The sequence below is a fragment of the Streptomyces sp. NTD91 genome (assembly GCF_059510455.1).
The window spans coordinates 1-16,473 of record NZ_JCAJZW010000004.1 but is presented as its reverse complement, the minus strand read 5'-3'; the positions used below and the strand labels follow the sequence as shown (position 1 = coordinate 16,473).

The window sequence follows — 16,473 nt, the reverse complement described above, 5'->3', positions numbered from 1 at the left end:
CCTCGGGACATACTCGGGGGGTGACCGACAACGCCTCCGCCGCATCCGCGACGCCCGTGCCGTACGACGCCGTCGTGCTGGCCGGAGGCGCCGCCCGGCGGCTCGGCGGGGCCGACAAGCCCGGCCTGCGGGTGGGGGGCCGGGCCCTGCTCGACCGGGTCCTCGCCGCCTGCGCCGACGCAGGGACGACCGTCGTGGTGGCCGGCCGGCGGCCCACCGCGCGACCGGTGCTGTGGGCACGCGAGGAGCCGCCCGGGGCCGGGCCGGTCGCCGCGCTGGAGGCCGGACTGCGCCTCACCGACGCCGAGCACGCCGTCGTTCTCTCCGCCGACCTGCCGTTCCTCCGGCCGGACACACTGAGGCGCCTGCTGGCCGCGCTCGGCGGCACCGGAGCCGACGGCGCGCTGCTCACCGACGCCGACGGCCGCGACCAGCCGCTCGTGGCCGCCTACCGTACCGCCGCGCTCCGCCGTGAGCTGGCCGCTCTCGCGGCCGGGCCCGACGGACTGACCGGGCTGCCCCTGCGCCGGCTGACCGGCGCCCTCCGCCTCACCCGTGTCCCGGACCCGCTCGCATCGTTCGACTGCGACACCTGGGACGACCTCTGCAACGCCAGGGCACGCATCAGGGAGCATGGGCACGTGTTGGATGAATGGATTTCCGCAGTCAAGGACGAGCTGGGCATCGACCTGGACGTCGACACCGGCGTCCTGCTCGACCTGGCCCGTGACGCCGCGCACGGCGTGGCCCGGCCCGCAGCCCCACTGACCACCTTCCTCGTCGGCTATGCCGCCGCGCAGGGCAAGGGCGGTCCCGAGGCCGTCGCCGAGGCCGCCCGCAAGGCCGTCGCGCTCGCGCTGCGCTGGGAGGAAGAGAACGACGGGGACAAGGAAGCGAGCAGCGGGGGCTCGAGCGCCCCGGACGCCGGATGACCGCGCCGGGAACGCGGGCCGCGGCGCCCGCCGAGAACGGCGACGACCTCGACGTCGAGGAGGCCCTGGCGCTCGTGAGGAAAGCCAAGGACGACCACTCGAACCGGCTCCCCGCCCCGGCGACCGGGGCGCACGGTGACCACCGGCATGGGGCAACCCCCTGGCACCAGGCCCGCGAGATCGCCGCCCGCGCCGCACGCGCTCGGGCCCGCCGAGCCCCCGCCTCCGTGCCGCTCGGCGACACCCTCGGCCTGGTGCTCGCCACCCCGCTCGACGCCCTCACCGACCTGCCCTCCTTCGACACCTCCGCGATGGACGGCTGGGCCGTCGCCGGACCCGGCCCCTGGGAGGTGCGCGACGAGGGCGTGCTCGCCGGGCACTCCCAGCCCGCACCGCTCACCGACGGCGAGGCGGTGCGCATCGCCACCGGCGCCCGCATCCCCGCCGACACCACCGCGGTCCTACGCAGCGAGCACGGACGGACCGATGCGCAGGGGCGGCTGCACGCCACGCGGGAGATCGTGCACGGCCAGGACATCCGCCCACGCGGCCAGGAGTGCCGCAGCGGCGATCAGCTGTTGCCGGTCGGCACCCGGGTCACCCCCGCCGTGCTCGGCCTCGCCGCGGCGGCCGGATACGACACCGTCACCGTCGTACCGCGGCCGCGCGCCGAAGTCCTCGTGCTCGGCGACGAACTGCTGACCGAGGGACAGCCCCACGACGGTCTGATCCGGGACGCGCTCGGCCCGATGCTGCCGCCGTGGCTGCGCGCGCTCGGCGCCGAGGTGATCGCCGTACACCGGATCGGCGACGACGCCGAGGCCCTGCACAAGGCCGTCACCGGCTCCCCGGCCGACCTGATCGTCACCACGGGCGGTACGGCAGGCGGCCCCGTCGACCACGTGCACCCCGTCCTGGAGCGCCTCGGTGCCGAACTCCTCGTCGACGGCGTCAAGGTGCGCCCCGGCCACCCCATGCTGCTGGCCCGTACCAAGGACACCCAGTACCTCGTCGGCCTGCCCGGCAACCCCCTCGCGGCCGTGTCCGGCCTGCTGACCCTCGCCGAGCCGCTGCTGCGCACGCTGGCCGCGCACCCGGCGCCCGAGCCGTACACGCTGCCGCTCAGTGAGGCGGTCCAGGGGCATCCGTATGACACCCGGCTGATCCCCGTGGTGCTGCGCGGCGACCATGCCGTACCGCTGCACTACAGCGGCCCGGCCATGCTCCGCGGTATCGCCGCCGCCGACGCGCTGGCCGTCGTACCGCCCGGTGGCGCCCGTCAGGGCGAGGAGGCGGAGTTGCTCGAACTGCCGTGGGCGACTGCGGGAATCGAGGTGTGTTTCACGTGAAACGTCCGGGCCTGACGCCATAGCACAACGCCCTGGCCCGCCAGGCGGATAGCGGGTCTGCCGCGGGGGCGCGGTCGCGGGGAGTAGCGTCACGGGCATGCATGCGATCACGATTCCCGAACCCGGTGGTCCCGAGGCGCTGGTGTGGGCAGAGGTCCCCGATCCGGTGCCCGGCGAGGGCGAGGCACTGGTCGAGGTGGTGGCCAGCGCCGTCAACCGTGCGGACATCCTGCAGCGGCAGGGCTTCTACAACCCGCCGCCCGGCGCCTCTTCCTACCCCGGCCTGGAGTGCTCCGGCAGGATCGCCGCGCTCGGCCCCGGAGTGTCCGGCTGGGCCGTCGGCGATGAGGTGTGCGCGCTGCTCGCGGGCGGTGGTTACGCCGAGAAGGTCGCCGTACCGGCCGGGCAGTTGCTGCCCGTGCCCGACGGTGTCGGCCTCGGCCAGGCCGCCGCGCTGCCCGAGGTGGTCTGCACCGTCTGGTCCAACGTGTTCATGATCGCCCATCTGCGGCCCGGGGAGACGCTGCTGGTGCATGGCGGGTCCAGCGGTATCGGAACCATGGCGATCCAACTCGCCAGGGCCGTCGGGGCGAAAGTCGCGGTGACCGCCGGCACGAAGGAGAAGCTGGAGCGGTGTGCCGAACTCGGCGCGGACATTCTGATCAACTATCGCGAGCAGGACTTCGTCGCCGAGATCGAGCAGGCCACCGGGGGCTCGGGAGCCGACGTCATCCTCGACAACATGGGGGCGAAGTACCTGGACCGCAATGTGCGGGCGCTCGCCGTCAACGGACGGCTCGCGATCATCGGACTACAGGGCGGGGCCAAGGGAGAGCTCAACATCGGCACGCTGCTGAACAAGCGGGCCGCGATCAGCGCGACCTCGCTGCGGGCCCGGCCACTGAGCGAGAAGGCGGCGATCGTGGCGGCGGTACGGGAGCACGTGTGGCCGTTGGTCGCCGGCGGGCATGTCCGTCCGGTCGTGGACCGCGAGCTGCCGATGGCCGAGGCGGCCGAGGGGCACCGGCTGGTGGAGGGCAGCGGTCACGTGGGGAAGGTATTGCTGGTGACGCCGTGACGCCGTGACGCCGTGACGCCGGAAGGCGGTGAAGCGGGGTCGTTGCGGGGCTGGTGGTCAGTCTCTGCGGAGTCTGAGGCCCAGGAGGGCCAGGGCCAGCCCCAGCCCTATGAGGACCATGCCGCTGCCCAGCGGGAGTATCTGCAGGACCGGCTGGGCGGGCTCGTGCTCGGGCGCGGCGTTCTGGGGCGGGGGCCGGTCGAGGTCGGCCTCGTCGGAGGTGTCCGAGGGGCTCGGCGTGGCGGTCGGGAGGTTCGCGATCTCCGGTTCTTCCGCCTGGCCGCTGCTGGGGGGCTCGGTGGGTATGGGTTCGTCGCCGCCCTCGATCTCGGCCTCCGGACCGTCCGGCCGGCCGGGTCGCATCCGCCCTTCGCCGGCCCGGCTGCCCGCGCGGCTCGGTTCGACGGCCGTCGGACGGGAGGAGGAGGCGGAGTCCCAGGGCAGGGGCGGAACCAGGAGCGGCGAGCGGCCGGGCGGGGGGAAACCGAGCTGATCGGGATCGGGACTCGCCGAGCCGGCGTCATCGTACGGCGGTTCGGGGTCACCATGGTGCGCGAGCCCCGCAGGGTCCCCTCGCTTCCCGTGCGCCGATTGCGTCCCCTGGGTCTTGTGCTTTCTGTGCTTCCCGTGCTCCCTCTGTTCCCGGCGGGCCGGATGAGCCGTGTCTTCCGAGGGGGGCCGGTGCGGGGGACCGGGGGACGTCCCCGGGCCGGGGTGGCCGGCGTAGGCGGGCGTGGTGTGTGCGGTGACGGTGTCGTACGCCGGCGGGGATATGGCGAGGACGAGCGGCAGCAGCCGTATGCAGCGGAGCGATATGCGCAGCCATGGAGTCACGTCGGTGACCTCCTGGAGCCCGATGGCGTGAGCGATGGGCGGATGGACGAGTGGAGGGGCATGGGGACGGGGGCCGGGTCGAAGGGGCAGGTGGAGGGGCGGTCGGCCGGACAACCGATACGGATTCAGCCTCACATTCAATGACAAACCAGGCATTTCAGGATGGGCCGTCGGGTCTAAACGGTGGATCACCCCTACGAGGGGGCACCACGGTGATGAGGTGTACGCGTGCGAGAGAATGGCGGCATGGAGATGCCGAGGAACGAACGGTCGCCGGAGAACCCCCAGATCCTCGTCGTGGGCCAGGACGGGATGGCACTCGGCGGTGGCAACGGGGACGACGAGTCCCGTGAGACCCCGGTCACGGAGCAGGTGGAACAGCCGGCCAAGGTCATGCGGATCGGCAGCATGATCAAGCAGCTCCTGGAGGAGGTGCGCGCCGCTCCTCTGGACGAGGCGAGCCGAGTGCGGCTGAAGGAGATCCACGCCAGCTCGGTGAAGGAGCTGGAGGACGGACTGGCCCCGGAGCTGGTGGAGGAACTGGAGCGGCTCTCGCTGCCGTTCACCGACGACGTCACCCCGAGCGACGCGGAACTGCGGATCGCCCAGGCGCAGTTGGTGGGCTGGCTGGAGGGCCTCTTCCACGGGATCCAGACCACGCTGTTCGCCCAGCAGATGGCCGCGCGGGCCCAACTGGAGCAGATGCGCCGCGCGCTGCCGCCCGGCGTGACCGGTCATGAGGGCGACGACGACCACCGCACCGCGGGCCGCTCGGGCGGTCCGTACCTGTAAGCCGCACCGGTGAGGCCGTACACGGCAAGGGCCCGGCACACCACCGCCGGGCCCTTGATCGTCCGCGCGGCCCCGCTCTTCCGGAGCCGTGTCCCCTACGCCGGATTGCCCGTCGAGACGGTCAGTTCGATGGTGCCCGGGTTCTTCGGGTCGATCTCCGTGTCGGGTGAGGGGAACTGGTCCAGGACGGTGCCGTCTCCCCAGGTGTTGTCGTTCTGGCGCGTGGTCTTGTACTTCCAGTGGGCGGCCTGGAAGCACTTCTTCACGGAGTCGATGTCCTTGTACCGGACGTCCGGCAGCAGGACCTTCTTCTCGTCGTTGTAGGACTCCGTCGGATCCGTGCACTTGGCCGGGTCGATCACCCGGGTCCGGTCCGGCCCGCGGTACCCCGCAGGATGGGAGGACGCCGAGGCGCTCGCGCCGCCGCTGCCGGCCTTGTCGCCACTGCCGTTGTCGTTCAGCGTGAGCGCGACGATCAGAGCGACCACCGCGACGAGCGACACCGCGACCGAGCCGACGATCACCGGCTTGTTGCTCTTTCCTGCGCCGGAGCCCGGAGCCGACGGCTGCGGTGAGATCACGTACGGCGGCGGGGTCGGCGCGGCCTGCGGGCCGTAGCCGAGGGGAGGCGGTGTCTGGTAGCCGCCCTGGTGTCCTTGCTGCGGGTAGCCGTAGGCCGGTGCGGGCGTCTGCGGCGTGCCGTACGGGCCCGGCTGGTACGGCGTCTGCACCGGGCCGGGTGCCGTCCGGGCGGTGCGGTCGACCGGCGGGAACACCGCGGATCCGACCCCCGCGCCACTCTGCGACGGCCCGGCGCCCGGCACGATGCTGGGCGCGGCCGCCTGAAGGGACCCGGCGATCCGCAGGCACTCGTCGCGCATGGCCTCCGCGTTCGGGAACCGCTCGTTCGGGTTCTTCTTCAGCGCCCGGGCGACGAGCGCGTCCACCGCGGGCGGCAGCGCACGGTTGATCGAGGAGGGCGCGACCGGTTCCTCCTGCACATGCGCGTACGCGATCGCCAGCGGCGAGTCCGCGTCGAACGGCAGTCGGCCGGTGACCAGTTGGAACAGCATGATGCCGACCGAGTACAGATCGGAGCGGGCGTCCACACCACGGCCGAGGGCCTGCTCGGGCGAGAGGTACTGCGGGGTGCCGACGACCATGCCGGTCTGTGTCATCGATGTCACACCGGACTGCATGGCGCGGGCGATGCCGAAGTCCATCACCTTGACCACGCCGCGCTTGGTCACCATCACGTTGCCCGGCTTGATGTCGCGGTGGACCAGCCCCATCTCGTGGCTGATCTCCAGCGCGGCCAGCACATCCGCGGTCACCTTGAGCGCCCTGTCGGCGGGCATCGCGCCGTGCTGCCGGACGTCCTCCTCGAGGACCGAACCCAGCGGGCGGCCCTCGACGTACTCCATGACGATGTACGGCGTCGTCATGCCGCCGAGATCGTCCTCGCCGGTGTCGAAGACGGAGACGATGTTCGTGTGCGTGAGCTTGGCCACGGCCTGGGCCTCGCGACGGAAGCGCTCGCGGAACGCCTGTTCCCGGCCGAGTTCCGTGTGCAGTGTCTTGATCGCCACCTGACGGTCCAGCACGGCGTCGTAGGCCAGGTGCACCGAGGCCATGCCGCCCTCACCGAGCAGGTCCCGCAGCTGGTAGCGGCCGCCGGCCAGGGCCTGTCCCGCGTACCGGCCGTGTGCGCCGCCGTCCTGGCTCATCTTTCCGCGTCCCCCATCGGCCGTCCGGCGCCTTCGCTCTTCGCACGGGCCTTGATCGAATGTGTCATTCCCGGCCAAGTCTGCCCGAGGGCAGTGACACGTCAAGCGCGGTGCCCGTTCCGTGACCGTACGCGCAAGAAGCGTCGCGCAAGCGTTACAGGGGGTGTACGACCGGCACACAGGATTTGCACGACAGCGCGTGCTACAGGTTTGATGGCCGGTCCGGCTTCGGCCGGTCCCGGTTCCGGTTCCGGACCGGTGGTTCGCGCGGAGGCTGTAGCGTGGCCGACGGAGACCGTGACAACACCGCGCGCACCGCGGGCAGAAACGACGGCGAGGACTGATGGCACAGACGCAGCGCGCCCAGGGCCCGTCCGACCCCGAGGCGAGTGGCGGCGGTATGTCGGACGCGCCGGAGACATGGGGCAACGGAGGGCTCGTCGGCGACGGCCGGTACCGGCTGACCCACCGGCTGGGCCGGGGCGGCATGGCCGAGGTGTTCGCGGCCGAGGACGTCCGGCTGGGCCGTACCGTCGCGGTGAAGCTGCTCCGTGCCGACCTTGCCGAGGACCCGGTCTCCAAGGCCCGCTTCACGCGCGAGGCACAGTCCGTGGCCGGTCTCAACCACCACGCCATCGTCGCCGTGTACGACTCCGGCGAGGACTTCGTCGGCGGCCAGTCCGTGCCGTACATCGTGATGGAGCTGGTCGAGGGCCGTACCATCCGCGACCTGCTGATGAACGCCGAGGCGCCCGGCCCCGAGCAGGCGCTGATCATCGTCTCCGGGGTACTGGAGGCGCTCGCCTACTCGCACCAGCACGGCATCGTGCACCGCGACATCAAGCCGGCCAACGTGATCATCACGAACAGCGGCGCCGTCAAGGTGATGGACTTCGGCATCGCACGCGCCCTGCACGGCGCGTCGACAACGATGACACAGACCGGCATGGTCATGGGCACGCCGCAGTACCTCTCCCCGGAGCAGGCGCTCGGCAAGGCCGTGGACCACCGCTCCGACCTGTACGCGACCGGCTGCCTGCTGTACGAACTGCTCGCGCTGCGGCCCCCGTTCACCGGCGAGACCCCGCTGTCGGTCGTCTACCAGCACGTCCAGGACATCCCGACCCCGCCCTCGGAGGTCTCCGAGGGCTGCCCGCCGGAGCTGGACGGGCTGGTGATGCGCTCGCTCGCCAAGGAGCCGGACGACCGGTTCCAGACGGCCGAGGAGATGCGCGGCCTGATCCAGTACGGCCTGCAGATGCTGTACGAGCAGGGCGGGCACACCGGCACCTGGAACACCGGTCCGGTGGAGGCGCACGACGGTCGGCACACCCCGGCGGGCGGCTTCGCGGGGACGACCGCGATGCAGCATCCGGGCGACTTCGGCTCCGGCACCGCGCAGATCCCGCAGCCGGTCCTGCTGCAGGGGTACGGAAGCGGCGACGACGGCGGCTTCGAGGGGCACGGCAACAAGGGCAGCGGCCGCGGCAAGCTGCTGCTCCTGGCCGTCCTCGCCATCGTCGCGATCGCGGCGGGCGTCGCGCTGGCGCTGAACCACAACAACGCCGGCACCGGCACCGGCACCGGCACCGGCACCAAGGCGCCCGCGACACACTCGCAGGCCCCCAAGGACCACTCGGACACCCCGTCCCCGACGGACAACACCACCGACCAGCCCACGGACACCACCACCGACAACGGCTCGGGCTCGAACACCGGCGGGTCGGGCTACACGCCGTCGGACCCGCAGACCTCCCAGTCGCAGTCCACCGCCCCGACCGACCAGCCCACGGACCCGCAGACGTCGCCGTCGCAGTCCACGGGCACCACCACGAACGGCGGCACGGACACCGGTACGACCAACGGCGGCACCGCCACCGGTACGACCAACGGCGGCACCGGCACGGGCACGACCAACGGCGGCACGAACACCGGCACGACCAACGGCGGCAGCGTCGCGGGCGCCACGACGGACGGCGGCACGAACACCGGCACCACGGGCTGAGGAACGCCCGCCGGGCCGACACGGCCTGTGGTCAGCCGGTGAAGGCCTGGCACACCGCGTCGTACTCGCGTGTCCACCACACCGCGAGCGCCGACGCGGCCGGGAACTGGCAGTCCGCGCGGTTGTCACCGCGTTCGTAGTGCCAGCGCAACATCCAGAAGTCGTTCAGCCGCTCCCACCACACCCGGTGCACGGCCGCCGACAGTTCCGACGGCGTGGCGTCGGCCGCACCGCGGTACGCGCGCGCGTAGGCGCGTACCTTCGACAGGTCGAGGGTGCCCGCGGGCCGTACGAAGAAGATCGCGGCGGCGCGTACGGCCTCCTCGGCGCGGGGCTGCACACCGAGGCGGTCCCAGTCGACGATGGCCGCCGGGGTGTCGTCCTTGTAGAGCACGTTGAACGGGTGGAAGTCGCCGTGCACCCAGCCCACCGAGCCGCCGGGCGGCGGGCGGCGGTCCGCATGCTGTTCCAGGAGCGCCCGGCGTTCCAGCAGCCGGTGCCGGGCCAGTTCGTCGAACGCGTCGGCGGGGCGGTGCCGACGCACATGGGCGAGCAGGTCGTCGATGAGCGCGAAGGTGTCGGCGGGGTCGGCGCTCTCCACGGGATGGGGGCTGGTGGCCGGACGTGTGCGCCCCTTGGGTGGCATCACGCGCTCCAGACAGGCGTGCACGGCGCCCAGGACCGCTCCGAGGCGCGCGCTCTCCCCGCGGGTGAGCTGTCCGCCGTGACGGTGCCTGCCGTCGATCCAGGGGTGCAGGGCGTAGGCGTGACCGCCGACCACGGCGACCGTGCGGCCCTCGCGGTGCGCGAGTGGTACGGCGACCGGGACGCCGAGGTCGGCCAGGCGCTGGGTGGCCCGGTGCCGACGCTCGATGGCCGCCGGGTCCGCGGTGTCGGGGTCGAAGTGGTGCTTGAGGAAGTAGCGGCCACGGGTGGTGCACAGCCGGTAGCCGCGGTTCAGCAGGCCCTGGTCGACCGGCTCACAGGTGAGGGCGGAACCGGCGGCATACAGGCGGAGCAGGGCGCCCAGAGGGGGCGCGTGGGGCACTAGGGGTGGTACACATGAGCGCGGCACGCCGCAGATGGTAGGGCAGAAAAAAAGGCCGTGAGCTGGGCCTTGTCGCAGACAGTCATCGCCGATCGCTTTCGGTCACGCGACGGTCCGGGGTGCGCGTTCCCCTCGCATTCCGATCATGATGACGCCCCGGAGACGGCACGGCGTTCCAGTGTTTTCGGTGTCTCGAAGGGCTCGGTGATTTCCGCTCGCACGGCCGGACAAGCGGCTGCCCGGATATCCGGTTCCGGCGCGTGCGTCCGGCGCGCGTGGCGGCGGTCACCCTCATGGCTGCAGGAGGAATGCCCGGACATGTCCCGCCTTGGGTGCGCGATCGGTCTCATACACAGCTCTTCCCGTGACCTGGGTCGGCGATATAACGTGCGCTTTGCTCCGGCCTTTCGCAAGGCTGTGACCAGCACGCTTCCACACCTCCTCGATTTACTTGGAAATCCAAGCAAAATCGCAGGTCAGGTGGGGTTTCACAGAAATGTGGAGCTGTGGGTAACGTGATGGTTGCAGGGCGCTCGCCGGGGCACCTGTCACGCCTGTTCCCGGCCGAGTGGCACCCACCCCGTGCCCGGTGGTCGAAACAGGTGAGCCGCACTGGCCTACCGGCAACCCCGGGGGCCGGAACGACGGAGGAGCACACGTGACCGTGGACAGCAGTGCCGCGCGCAAGCCGCGACGCAGCGCCGCAGGCAAGGCCGGCACCACCGGCAGCAAGACCGGCACGGCCGGTACCAAGTCCGGAGCCACCGGCACCCGGCGCACCCCCCGCGCCACCGCTGCGAAGAGCACCGAGCCCGAGCTCGTACAGCTGCTGACGCCCGAGGGCAAGCGGGTCAAGAACGCCGAGTACGACGCCTACGTCGCCGGCATCACCCCCGAAGACCTGCGTGGCCTGTACCGCGACATGGTGCTCACCCGCCGCTTCGACGCCGAGGCCACGGCCCTGCAGCGGCAGGGCGAGCTGGGCCTGTGGGCCTCGCTGCTGGGCCAGGAAGCGGCCCAGATCGGCTCCGGCCGGGCCCTGCGCGACGACGACTACGTCTTCCCGACCTACCGCGAGCACGGCGTCGCCTGGTGCCGCGGGGTCGACCCGACCAACCTGCTCGGCATGTTCCGAGGCGTGAACAACGGCGGCTGGGACCCGAACAGCAACAACTTCCACCTGTACACGATCGTCATCGGCTCCCAGACGCTGCACGCCACCGGCTACGCGATGGGCGTCACCAAGGACGGCGCGGACAGCGCGGTGATCGCCTACTTCGGCGACGGCGCGAGCAGCCAGGGCGACGTGGCCGAATCGTTCACCTTCTCCGCGGTCTACAACGCCCCCGTGGTCTTCTTCTGCCAGAACAACCAGTGGGCGATCTCCGAGCCGACCGAGAAGCAGAGCCGGGTGCCGCTCTACCAGCGCGCCCGGGGTTACGGCTTCCCCGGCGTGCGGGTCGACGGCAACGACGTGCTGGCCTGCCTCGCGGTCACCAAGTGGGCACTGGAGCGCGCCCGCAGCGGCGAGGGCCCCACCCTGGTCGAGGCGTACACCTACCGCATGGGCGCCCACACCACCTCCGACGACCCCACCCGCTACCGCGGCGACGACGAGCGCCTCGCCTGGGAGGCGAAGGACCCGATCCTGCGCCTTCGCCGGTACCTGGAGGCCTCGCACCACGCGGACGAGGGATTCTTCGCGGAACTCGAGGCCGAGTCCGAGGCGTTGGGCAAACGAGTGCGCGAGGCGGTCCGCGCCATGCCCGACCCGGACCACTTCGCCATCTTCGAGAACGTGTACGCGGACGGGCACGCGCTCGTCGACGAGGAGCGAGCGCAGTTCGCCGCCTACCAGGCGTCGTTCGCGGACGCAGAAGGGGGTCACTGAGATGGCCGAGAAGATGGCGATGGCCAAGGCCATCAACGAGTCGCTGCGCCGCGCCCTGGAGACCGACCCCAAGGTCCTGGTCATGGGTGAGGACGTCGGCAAGCTCGGCGGTGTCTTCCGCGTGACGGACGGCCTCCAGAAGGACTTCGGCGAGAGCCGCGTCATCGACACCCCGCTGGCGGAGTCCGGCATCGTGGGCACCGCGATCGGCCTCGCCCTGCGCGGCTACCGCCCGGTGGTGGAGATCCAGTTCGACGGCTTCGTCTTCCCGGCCTACGACCAGATCGTCACCCAGCTCGCGAAGATGCACGCCCGCTCGCTGGGCAAGGTCAAGCTGCCGGTCGTCGTCCGCATCCCCTACGGCGGCGGCATCGGCGCGGTCGAGCACCACTCGGAATCCCCCGAGGCCCTGTTCGCGCACGTGGCGGGCCTGAAGATCGTCTCGCCGTCGAACGCGTCGGACGCGTACTGGATGATGCAGCAGGCCATCCAGAGCGACGACCCGGTGGTCTACTTCGAGCCGAAGCGCCGCTACTGGGACAAGGCCGAGGTGGACGCGGAGGCGATCCCCGCCCCGCTGCACAAGGCGCAGGTCGTCCACGAGGGTTCCGACCTCACCCTGGCTGCGTACGGCCCGATGGTGAAGCTGTGCCAGGAGGTGGCCGCCGCGGCCGCCGAGGAGGGCAAGTCCCTGGAGGTCCTGGACCTGCGCTCGGTGTCCCCGCTGGACTTCGACGCCATCCAGGCCTCCGTGGAGAAGACCCGCCGCCTGGTCGTGGTCCACGAGGCCCCGGTGTTCTTCGGCTCCGGCGCGGAGATCGCCGCCCGGATCACCGAGCGCTGCTTCTACCACCTGGAGGCACCGGTGCTGCGGGTGGGCGGCTATCACGCGCCCTATCCGCCGGCCCGCCTGGAGGAGGAGTACCTGCCGGACCTGGATCGCGTGCTCGACGCCGTCGACCGCTCGCTGGCGTACTGAGGGAGAAGGTCGTGACGACGATGACGGAAGCGTCCGTACGCGAGTTCAAGATGCCGGACGTCGGCGAGGGACTCACCGAGGCCGAGATCCTCAAGTGGTACGTCCAGCCGGGTGACACCGTCACCGACGGCCAGGTGGTGTGCGAGGTCGAGACCGCCAAGGCGGCGGTGGAACTCCCCATCCCCTACGACGGCGTGGTCCGTGCCCTGCACTTCCCCGAGGGCACCACGGTCGACGTGGGCACGGCCATCATCGCGGTGGACGTGACGGGCGGTACGGCGGCACCGGAGGCGGAGCAGCCCGAGGCCGAGACCGCCCAGCCGGCCGAGGAGGAGCCGAAGCCGGAGGGCCGCCAGCCGGTCCTGGTCGGCTACGGGGTGTCGACATCCTCCACCAAGCGCCGTCCCCGCAAGGGCCCGGAGGTCACCGTCCCGGCCCCGGCCCAGGCGATCCAGGCGGAGCTGAACGGCCACGCGCCCGTGGCGGAGAGGCCCCGCCCGCTGGCCAAGCCGCCGGTGCGCAAGCTGGCCAAGGACCTCGGCGTCGACCTGACGACGGTCAGCCCGTCCGGCCCGGACGGCATCATCACGCGCGAGGACGTCCACGCGGCGGCGGCACCGCAGCAGGCCGAGCAGGCGCCCGCGCCCGCGGCGGCCTCGGCAGCGCCGGTGACCGCGGCGCCGGTGGCGTCGTACGACGGCGCGCGCGAGACCCGCACCCCGGTCAAGGGTGTCCGCAAGGCGACGGCGGCGGCGATGGTCGGCTCGGCGTTCACGGCCCCGCACGTCACGGAGTTCGTGACGGTCGACGTGACCCGCACGATGAAGCTGGTCGAGGAGCTGAAGCAGGACAAGGAGATGCAGGGCCTGCGGGTCAACCCGCTGCTGCTGATCTCCAAGGCCCTGCTGGTCGCGATCAAGCGCAACCCGGAGATCAACGCGTCCTGGGACGAGGCGAACCAGGAGATCGTCCAGAAGCACTACGTCAACCTGGGTATCGCGGCGGCCACCCCGCGCGGCCTGATCGTGCCGAACATCAAGGACGCGCACGACAAGACGCTCCCCCAGCTCGCCGCCGCGCTCGGCGAGCTGGTCTCCACGGCCCGCGAGGGCAGGACGTCCCCCGCCGCGATGCAGGGCGGCACGGTGACCATCACCAACGTCGGTGTCTTCGGCGTCGACACCGGTACGCCGATCCTCAACCCCGGCGAGTCGGCGATCCTCGCGGTCGGCGCGATCAAGCTCCAGCCGTGGGTCCACAAGGGCAAGGTGAAGCCGCGCCAGGTCACCACGCTGGCGCTGAGCTTCGACCACCGTCTCGTGGACGGCGAGCTGGGCTCCAAGGTGCTGGCGGACGTGGCGGCGATGCTGGAGCAGCCGAAGAGGCTGATCACTTGGGCGTGACGGTTCGGGGACGGTAGCGTTCTCGGACTGCAGGGGCGGCCGCAAATTCGACTTGCGGCCGCCCCCCTCTTCTGCGAGGTTCGGCCCTCAGTCCTGGTGGAGCACGTACACGGGCGCCCCGCGCTCGGTGCGGCCGCACGCACGGATGCAGGCGTGCTTGCGCAGCAGCCCCAGACACTCGTTGACGCGGTGCACGGAGAGCCCCGTACGGGCAGCGATCGAATCGAGTGGTTCGCGCAACTCGCCCTTCTCGACGAGGGCGGGGGCGATGACTACGGCCACGGTCCAAACGTCCTCCGCCACGGAGAGGCGCCGCCGCCAGTCGGCCAGTACGGATTCCGTGGCGGGCAGCGCCTCGAGGTCCGCGACCGGCGTCCGGCGGTCCAGCACGAGGGCGTCGAGCCGGTCCGCGATCCGTTCCACCGCCCGGACCATGGCCTGCTGCACGGCGAGGACGGCCTTCTGCGTGGCCAGCATCTCCCGCTGCAGGGCCGGTGCCGCATACGGCAAGGCCGCTGTCCCGGGCCACAGGCCCAGCGTTTCCTGCTGCGGCTCGACGGACGTGCGCTGCCCGTTCGCCAGTTCCTCGTCCAGCCGGAAGTCGTGCGCCTCGAGACGGACGATGGCCTCGGCGACCTGCTCGGGCATGGCGTACGCGATCGGCGCGCCCGGCTCGGCCGTTTGCACCTCGGCCTTTTCCAGGGTGTAGGAACCCTCCCGCTGCACCGTCTCGATCGCCTGGGCGACCCACTGCTTGAAGGGGGCGCAGGAGGGCTTGGCGCAGGCGTTGACGAGGAGGACGAGACCCTGCAGAGAGACGACGTTCAGGTCTCGCCGCCACTTCCTGCCTGCGGGAATGCTGAGACCATGAGCCCTGGTCACGGTCTCGAGGACCTCTCGATGCTCTTCGGGTACGTGATCCGCGAGAGCCTGCCGAGAGTTGCTGTGCCCGAGCTCCTTGCACACGTCCACCGCGGGAAACCAGTGACTCCCGTCCGGCATGGTCAGCCTCCGCACACGGGCTCCGGTCGCCGCGTACACGAAGTCGCTGATGTCGATCGCCTCGTGCCGTTCGGACGAGTGGGGCCGCTTGCTGGGTTCGCTCATGTGAACCACCTCCGCTGCGGAACGTAGAGCGGAGGAAATCGAATATGCCAGCTGCAATCGTGATGTTCACGAACGAGAGTGAAATTTCCTGAGGGACCGGGCACCGGAACCGGGCGTCGGTGGAGGAGCGGGCCCGGCGGCGCGGGTTCCGGACCCGCCGTCTCCGTCCGGTTCCACACCCGGCACAAGTGGGCCGTCGGAGTGCGCGTCCACCGCCTCCGCCAGGGCGCCGCCGGTGAGCAGGACGTCGGCGCCGTCCTCGAGTTGCTGCTGCGCGGAGTCGATCGCGAGAAGCTGTTGCCTCCGGAAGGAGTCGCGCTCGCCCGGCCTGCGCTCGCCCGGCCGCGCCACCGGGCCGAGTTCCCCAGCCGGTCGTGCCGGGGCGGCACGAGCGGCGCCGACTACGGGCCGGTGGGCCCGGCGTGGATCGCCCGGAGCGTGCGCGGGGCTCCCCCCACCTCGAGCGAGCCGGCTGGGCGGTCATACGTGCGCCTGTCGCGTGGAGTCATTAGATTCACCCCATGGTGACGGGGGAGAAGAGCACAGCCCGGTATGCGAAACCCGAGGCCGAGGGAGGGGTCGGGTGGGCCTCGGTGCTCATGGCCGGCGGGACCGTCGTGTCGCGGGCCAGTGGGCTGATCCGGCAGGTGCTGCAAGGTGCCGCGCTCGGGACCGGGCTCCTCGCGACGACGTACAACACGGCCAACACCGTGCCGACCAGCCTGTACACCCTGCTGATCGGCGGCGCGCTGAACGCGGTACTGGTGCCACAACTGGTACGCGCGCGTGCCTCGCACGCCGATGGCGGGCGAGCGTACGAGCAGCGGCTGGTGACACTGGTGGTCGGCGTGCCGGCCGTCGGGACCGCGCTCGCCGTGTGGGCGGCGCCGGGGATCGTGAGCCTGTACATACGGGACACGCCCAGGGAGCACGCGGCGTACCGGCTGACGGTTGTCTTCGCCCGGTTCCTGCTCCCACAGATCTTCTTCTACGGGCTCTTCGCCATCTACGGCCAAGTGCTCAACGCCCGGGAGAGGTTCGGCGCCATGATGTGGACGCCGGTGCACGGCGGCCGGTCCGACTTCTACACCGGGCAGCTCAGTCTCCGCTTCCGGCTCATCGGCCCGCTCGTGCCGCACGGTTGCACCTAGGGCGTGTTTCGAAAGTCCCGTCTGGTCCGCGGCGTCTGGCACGGCACCTCGCCGCGTTGTCGGGATCGTCCACGTATGTCCGGTACGAGGACGACCCTCCGCCTTGCGATGCACCGCACCGGACGCCGCGGACCCGGCCCTCCGGGCGGACGACGCCACTTTCGAAACACGCCCTGG

At 71.5% G+C, this 16,473-nt stretch carries 12 protein-coding genes and 1 pseudogene; 9 read left to right on the top strand and 4 right to left on the bottom strand.

Annotated elements, in window-relative coordinates:
• Window positions 1–20 precede the first annotated feature (20 nt).
• The 3 genes from AC5WRT_RS06045 (at window position 21) to AC5WRT_RS06035 (ending at window position 3,359) form a co-directional block, all read left to right on the top strand.
• Window positions 21–932 carry an NTP transferase domain-containing protein gene (locus tag AC5WRT_RS06045; protein ID WP_496092242.1) on the top strand — a complete coding sequence of 304 codons (912 nt, stop codon included), beginning with the start codon at window positions 21–23 and terminating at the stop codon, window positions 930–932.
• On the top strand, window positions 929–2,281 hold the full coding sequence (locus tag AC5WRT_RS06040; protein WP_496092243.1) for a molybdopterin molybdotransferase MoeA: 1,353 nt from the start codon (window positions 929–931) through the stop codon (window positions 2,279–2,281). The genes AC5WRT_RS06045 and AC5WRT_RS06040 overlap by 4 nt, the downstream gene beginning before the upstream one ends.
• A gap of 97 nt (window positions 2,282–2,378) precedes the next feature.
• Window positions 2,379–3,359, top strand: coding sequence for an NAD(P)H-quinone oxidoreductase (locus AC5WRT_RS06035; RefSeq protein ID WP_496092244.1), 981 nt, complete (start codon window positions 2,379–2,381; stop codon window positions 3,357–3,359).
• 57 nt (window positions 3,360–3,416) lie between these two features.
• Here AC5WRT_RS06035 and AC5WRT_RS06030 read toward each other — a convergent pair whose 3' ends face one another.
• Entirely contained in the window at window positions 3,417–3,722 is a 306-nt protein-coding gene (locus tag AC5WRT_RS06030; protein ID WP_496092245.1) for a hypothetical protein, read from the bottom strand.
• Window positions 3,723–4,439: 717 nt separating this feature from the next.
• Here AC5WRT_RS06030 and AC5WRT_RS06025 point away from each other — a divergent pair.
• On the top strand, window positions 4,440–4,985 hold the full coding sequence (locus tag AC5WRT_RS06025; protein ID WP_496092246.1) for a bacterial proteasome activator family protein: 546 nt from the start codon (window positions 4,440–4,442) through the stop codon (window positions 4,983–4,985).
• Window positions 4,986–5,080: 95 nt separating this feature from the next.
• Here the strand turns inward: AC5WRT_RS06025 and AC5WRT_RS06020 are convergent, their stop codons facing one another.
• Entirely contained in the window at window positions 5,081–6,712 is a 1,632-nt protein-coding gene (locus AC5WRT_RS06020; RefSeq protein WP_496092247.1) for a Stk1 family PASTA domain-containing Ser/Thr kinase, read from the bottom strand.
• A 343-nt stretch (window positions 6,713–7,055) separates the two neighbouring features.
• Between AC5WRT_RS06020 and AC5WRT_RS06015 the strand changes: the two genes are divergently transcribed.
• Window positions 7,056–8,717: a protein kinase domain-containing protein gene (locus AC5WRT_RS06015; protein ID WP_496092248.1), complete on the top strand. Its 1,662-nt coding sequence runs from the start codon at window positions 7,056–7,058 to the stop codon at window positions 8,715–8,717.
• Window positions 8,718–8,748: 31 nt separating this feature from the next.
• Here AC5WRT_RS06015 and AC5WRT_RS06010 read toward each other — a convergent pair whose 3' ends face one another.
• Window positions 8,749–9,765, bottom strand: coding sequence for a phosphotransferase (locus AC5WRT_RS06010; protein ID WP_496092249.1), 1,017 nt, complete (start codon window positions 9,763–9,765; stop codon window positions 8,749–8,751).
• A gap of 658 nt (window positions 9,766–10,423) precedes the next feature.
• Here AC5WRT_RS06010 and pdhA point away from each other — a divergent pair.
• Genes pdhA through AC5WRT_RS05995 form a run of 3 tightly spaced genes read left to right on the top strand, consistent with a single transcriptional unit; the run spans window position 10,424 to window position 14,038 of the window.
• The gene (pdhA, locus tag AC5WRT_RS06005) at window positions 10,424–11,656 is read left to right on the top strand and encodes a pyruvate dehydrogenase (acetyl-transferring) E1 component subunit alpha (protein ID WP_496092250.1); all 1,233 of its coding nucleotides are present in this window, start codon (window positions 10,424–10,426) and stop codon (window positions 11,654–11,656) included.
• A gap of 1 nt (window position 11,657) precedes the next feature.
• Window positions 11,658–12,635, top strand: a complete 978-nt coding sequence (locus AC5WRT_RS06000; RefSeq protein ID WP_496092251.1) for an alpha-ketoacid dehydrogenase subunit beta — start codon at window positions 11,658–11,660, stop codon at window positions 12,633–12,635.
• Window positions 12,636–12,646: 11 nt separating this feature from the next.
• Window positions 12,647–14,038: a dihydrolipoamide acetyltransferase family protein gene (locus tag AC5WRT_RS05995; RefSeq protein WP_496092252.1), complete on the top strand. Its 1,392-nt coding sequence runs from the start codon at window positions 12,647–12,649 to the stop codon at window positions 14,036–14,038.
• 87 nt (window positions 14,039–14,125) lie between these two features.
• On the opposite strand, the gene AC5WRT_RS05990 is transcribed toward AC5WRT_RS05995, so the two are convergent.
• Window positions 14,126–15,145 carry a BRO-N domain-containing protein gene (locus AC5WRT_RS05990; protein ID WP_496092253.1) on the bottom strand — a complete coding sequence of 340 codons (1,020 nt, stop codon included), beginning with the start codon at window positions 15,143–15,145 and terminating at the stop codon, window positions 14,126–14,128.
• A gap of 521 nt (window positions 15,146–15,666) precedes the next feature.
• Here AC5WRT_RS05990 and AC5WRT_RS05985 point away from each other — a divergent pair.
• A pseudogene (locus AC5WRT_RS05985) lies at window positions 15,667–16,209 on the top strand (lipid II flippase MurJ); the annotation flags it as partial.
• Between the last annotated feature and the right edge of the window lie 264 nt (window positions 16,210–16,473).

Coding starts and splice junctions, on each gene's coding strand:
- AC5WRT_RS06040 (WP_496092243.1), top strand. CDS start 929: ATGACCGCGCCGGGAACGCGGGCCGCGGCGCCCGCCGAGAACGGCGAC.
- AC5WRT_RS06035 (WP_496092244.1), top strand. CDS start 2,379: ATGCATGCGATCACGATTCCCGAACCCGGTGGTCCCGAGGCGCTGGTG.
- AC5WRT_RS06030 (WP_496092245.1), bottom strand. CDS start 3,722: ATGCGACCCGGCCGGCCGGACGGTCCGGAGGCCGAGATCGAGGGCGGC.
- AC5WRT_RS06025 (WP_496092246.1), top strand. CDS start 4,440: ATGGAGATGCCGAGGAACGAACGGTCGCCGGAGAACCCCCAGATCCTC.
- AC5WRT_RS06020 (WP_496092247.1), bottom strand. CDS start 6,712: ATGAGCCAGGACGGCGGCGCACACGGCCGGTACGCGGGACAGGCCCTG.
- AC5WRT_RS06015 (WP_496092248.1), top strand. CDS start 7,056: ATGGCACAGACGCAGCGCGCCCAGGGCCCGTCCGACCCCGAGGCGAGT.
- AC5WRT_RS06000 (WP_496092251.1), top strand. CDS start 11,658: ATGGCCGAGAAGATGGCGATGGCCAAGGCCATCAACGAGTCGCTGCGC.
- AC5WRT_RS05990 (WP_496092253.1), bottom strand. CDS start 15,145: ATGAGCGAACCCAGCAAGCGGCCCCACTCGTCCGAACGGCACGAGGCG.